The sequence below is a fragment of the Mycobacterium sp. TH-M82 genome, assembly GCF_057473605.1.
On the sequence record NZ_JBYCKY010000511.1, the window covers coordinates 1 to 1,970 of the forward strand.

Below are 1,970 nucleotides of genomic sequence, written 5' to 3' on the forward strand. Positions count from 1 at the left end.
CGTCCGACGCGATCCTGCACGTCCTGGCCCGCGACATGCAGCACCTCGAGACCGCCCTCGAGCGGATCCGGTCCAGCGCGGACATCGAACGCAGCGAAAGCATCGTCGTGCTGTCCGACCTGATCGACCGCATGCGCCCCTAGGTGGCTGGTGTTGCACGGGCCGGTGGTTGCCGGGCGACGGGCCAATTCGGCGACCGTCCGGCCCCGAGTCGATGGTTGCGCCGCGTCGGGGTCAGAGGCCGAGTGTTTTGTTCAGCAACGCCGTGAGCCGCTTCTGTTCGCTGGTGTTCAGTCGCCCGATCAGCGGTGCGATCCGCTCGGCGATTGCCGCGGTGACATCACGTTCCAGTCGACGGGCCCGGACGGTCAGCCGCAGCCGAACCGCACGGCCGTCGATGGGGTGCGAGGACTTGACCACGAGGCCACGTTGGGCCGCGCGATCGATGAGCCCACTGACCGTCGATCGCTCCAGCCCGGTATAGGTCGCCAGGTCGGTCATGGTTGGTTCCCGATCGCGCATTATCCCCAGTACCCGTAGTTGTGTCAGCGACAAGTCATAGTCGGCAGCCACCTCGGTGAGCGCGGCCATCAGCGCAAATGACATTTGCACCAATGCGTCTCGCAAATCGTCGGGAAGCTGCGGGCCCAGCTTCCGGTCGGGCTTCACAGCTCCTGACGGTATCCGAAACTATTTCGTATTGCGAGCTATAACAGTTCATAATACCATATAAATTTCGCGGGCCCTGCCGACGGGCCGAACCGCAGCGCACCCGACGAACAAGCGCTCCAATAAGAACCAGGGGGGCAAGGCCCATGAAAGCCGCCGTTGTCAGCGCATTCGACAAGCCACCCAGCTACGAGGACTTTCCCGATCCGGCGACGCGACAGCCCGGCGAACTGGTCGTCGACGTCGTCGCGACGGCCCTGCATCCGCGCGTCCGCTCCCAAGCGGACGGGTCGCACTACACCAGCACCGGGGAGCTTCCCATCGTGCCCGGAATTGATGCCGTAGTTCGCGATTCCCGAGGCAATCTCTATTACGCCATTCTCGACGACACCACGCTGGGCACAATGGCCCAGCACACGGTGGTTGACAAAAGCCGCAGCGTGGAATTGCCCAGACATGCCGACCCGGTCGCAGTTGCGGCCGCGGTGAACCCGGCGATGTCCTCCTGGGTGGCGCTGCGGCACCGGATCAACTTCAAGCGCGGGTCGCGCGTGCTGATCCTGGGCGCGACGGGTAACGCCGGACGCATGGCGATACAGGTCGCCAAGCGCTTGGGCGCCGGGCAGGTCATCGCTGCCGGCCGAAATCCGGAGCGGCTCAGCGGATTGACGGCCCTCGGCGCCGACCGCGTGCTCACCCTGGATCAACTCGGCACCGCCGGCGACGTAGATGTCGTCGTCGACTACGTGTGGGGTGCACCGACCGCCAAGAGTATGGTCGACCTCCTTGCGCACCGCCGCGACCGCGACAGAGACCTCACCTGGATAGAAATCGGCTCGATGGCAGGACCCGGTGCCGAGATCATCTCCGCCGCACTCCGGTCGACCCGCCTGCAGATCGTCGGAAGCGGCATCGGATCGGTGTCCGGCCACCACTTCCGCCAAGAGATTCCCGAGATCGCCGAAGCCGTCACTGCGGGAGAGTTCGACATCCGCACCCAGACGGCTCCGCTAAGCGACGTCACCGCGGCCTGGGCGCAAACCCTCGACGCGGACGGGCGTATGGTTTTCCTTCCCTGACCTGGCTGCGCATTCCCGTTTCGGGACCGGAGCAGACAAGCCGGGTGCGGATCAGCTGTCCGGGCGACGGGCCACCCAGCGCGCTGCCCGAGCCCGCCCCGGGCTCGGCGGTCGCCGGGATGCGCAGGGCCACGGGTGGTTGCGCTCAGGGACCGAAGCCGCCCGCTCCTGTTTGAGCCGCGTGCGCAGGTGCCCGCGCAGCTCGTGCAGGCCCGGATCGGT

General features: G+C 66.3%; 3 protein-coding genes and 1 pseudogene. 2 read left to right on the plus strand and 2 right to left on the minus strand.

Annotated features, from left to right (window positions below; translation table 11 throughout):
• Positions 1-143, plus strand: a pseudogene (locus tag AC2VON_RS15805) (Rv2324 family transcriptional regulator); the annotation flags it as partial.
• A 91-nt stretch (positions 144-234) separates the two neighbouring features.
• Here AC2VON_RS15805 and AC2VON_RS15810 read toward each other — a convergent pair.
• Positions 235-669, minus strand: coding sequence for a MarR family winged helix-turn-helix transcriptional regulator (locus AC2VON_RS15810; protein ID WP_486953804.1), 435 nt, complete (start codon positions 667-669; stop codon positions 235-237).
• Positions 670-815: 146 nt separating this feature from the next.
• Between AC2VON_RS15810 and AC2VON_RS15815 the strand changes: the two genes are divergently transcribed.
• Positions 816-1,748, plus strand: a complete 933-nt coding sequence (locus AC2VON_RS15815; protein ID WP_486953805.1) for a zinc-binding dehydrogenase — start codon at positions 816-818, stop codon at positions 1,746-1,748.
• A 51-nt stretch (positions 1,749-1,799) separates the two neighbouring features.
• Here the strand turns inward: AC2VON_RS15815 and AC2VON_RS15820 are convergent.
• The coding region (locus tag AC2VON_RS15820) for a hypothetical protein (RefSeq protein ID WP_486953806.1) at positions 1,800-1,970 on the minus strand (171 nt) is incomplete at its 5' end.